Source organism: Bdellovibrionota bacterium (assembly GCA_035292885.1).
In the GTDB taxonomy this organism is placed as follows: domain Bacteria; phylum Bdellovibrionota_G; class JALEGL01; order JALEGL01; family DATDPG01; genus DATDPG01.
In genome coordinates this window covers 1-2,131 of the sequence record DATDPG010000143.1, presented here as the reverse complement: position 1 = coordinate 2,131, position 2,131 = coordinate 1, and the positions used below count along the sequence as shown (strand labels likewise).

The 2,131-nt window shown below is 58.7% G+C and carries 2 protein-coding genes; both read right to left on the bottom strand.

Annotation, left to right across the window (positions count from 1 at the left end):
- Positions 1-738: BadF/BadG/BcrA/BcrD ATPase family protein (locus VI895_10645; GenBank protein ID HLG20256.1), on the bottom strand; the 738-nt coding region annotated here is incomplete at its 3' end.
- A 110-nt stretch (positions 739-848) separates the two neighbouring features.
- The coding region (locus tag VI895_10640; protein ID HLG20255.1) for a hypothetical protein at positions 849-2,131 on the bottom strand (1,283 nt) is incomplete at its 5' end.

The following is a 2,131-nucleotide window of genomic DNA, read 5'->3' as shown; positions in this document are numbered from 1 at the left end:
GGCGGCCCCGACAGCGGTCAGAAGGTGGGGGGATTCGGGCACCAGGATGTGATCCGGCCACGCGTGCTCGAGCCAGCGGACGACCTCGGCGTTGAGGGCGACGCCGCCGATGACGACGGTTTTGCCGTTCAGAGGACGGCCGCTCAAGAGCGTGCCGAGCAGTGTTCGGGTCATTCCGCGGCAGAGACCCGACCACATATCCATCCGGGTGCATCCTTCCTGCTGGCGGTGAATTAAATCGCTCTTCGCGAAGACCGTGCAGCGCGTGGCGATCGTGGGGGGATTCGGATTGTGAAGAAAGTAGGAGGCGTCGTCGTAGGAGATGCCGAGCCGCCCCGCCTGCTCGTCGAGGAACGAGCCGGTCCCCGCGGCGCACATCGAGTTCGTCGAGTACCCCTGGAATTTCCCCTTGCCGTCGAGCCGGATCAGCGTGGCCGAGCCGCCGCCGATATCCATAATGTTAGACGCGCCGGGGACCCGCCTCCGGATCGCGTCGAGCTGACAGAGCGTGGTGTCTCGGTACGGCAGTCCCAGACTAAGGGCGAAAAATTCCGCATTGCAGCCCGTCAGGCCGATCGAATCCGCCTCGGTGACGTCGAGCGCGTCGAAGACCTCGGCCAGCGCCTCCGCGGGTTGTCCCCGATGTCGTTCGTAGAAACTTTCGAGAATAACGCCCGAAGAATCCAGCCGAACGGCCTTCAAGAATAGGGCACCGATGTCTATTCCAACCAAGTCCACCTGACCTCCGATTCCGCACCCCTCACGGGGAGGTGAACCTACTGATTTCAGACGAGAAGTTCAAGCGGAAGGGTGCGTCGACGGCGGGCGTCCACCGGATGTTACGCTTTTTATTTACACTGAGCCCGAATGGCCAGGTACTCGGTATTCCCGGGGAGTAGGTCCAGCGCCATATCGATGTACGCGCGGGCCTGTTTCTTGTCCTCGCGCAAGAGGTACGTTTCCGCATGTTGCCGCAGCAGCTCCGCGCTGAACGACCGCTGGTGACTTTCGATCAGTTGGTCCCGGTAGTGTCGTCGTTGCTGATCATCGGAGAGATACCGGAACGACTCGTCGATTCGTTCGAGGATCCCATGAATCAGACGGGTCGCTTCGTTCTTATGCTCGTTCGGAAGCGGGAGGCTCGACCATTGATGATGCAAATCTTGTTGAGCCTTTTCGATCGCGGGCTTCAGCGCCGTCCAGTGGATATGAAGAATTTCGTAGTGGTTCATCGCGGCCATCTCCCCGAGCAGCTGCGTGAGATGGGGAAGAAAGTTCGCCTCGTCCACCTGAATCTTGGCCGTAAACTCGATCCACCCGAGAAAATAAAGGGCGTAGAGAAGGTGGATGGATTTGGTCTTGCTCAGCGCGCTGACCGAAAAAAGGTTTCGAAGCAAAATCGGTTTTTCGAGCGTGACGTCCCAAAAACGCTGTTCGTCGGCTTCCAGGCGAAGGTCCGCGATCGGAGACGGAAGATGGGCGGAGCGGATGACGAACTGGTTCAGGTAGGGATCCATGCCTCCGAGAAGCTCCTCGGTCGCGTGCAAAACCGTCGCCTCAACGATTCCGCGAAAAATGGCCCGGGAGAGATTGGTCGTGATCGGGAAGACATGAGCAATAGGTTCGGTACCGGGCTCCAAACGGTAGGTCTGTTTCTTCGCCGCCAGCATCCGGCCCAAACGGTGATGTATCGCTTGCCGGGCCGCGGTCTGAACATCGCCGGGCGAGATATTCGCCGCGACCAGGTCTTTGTCCGAAAGCCCCCCCTGGGCGTGCTTACGAAGGAGATCGCGATACGCCATCTCGGTGAGCTTTTTCCGTTTACGCAGGAAATATACCGTGGTTAGCGATTCCTCCATGGGAAACTGATCCACGGCGATCATCCGTCCCTGATTGAAAAAGATCGTTGTTTTCAAGCCGGCGTCGTCTTGAAGATGAAGGATTCCGGTGAAATTGTTTCGAGCGATTTCAAAGAGAAAATCAAACGTGATGTGCTCTTCTCCGACGACCCAAGGTTGGCCCTCGTGGTGACTTAAGTGAATCGTCGTGACGAGGTCGCTGGTCAACTTGCCCTGAGGAGCGAGGTTCATTTTTGCCGCCGGCGTTGAAGGGCTCGGCGTATGGCGGGCCG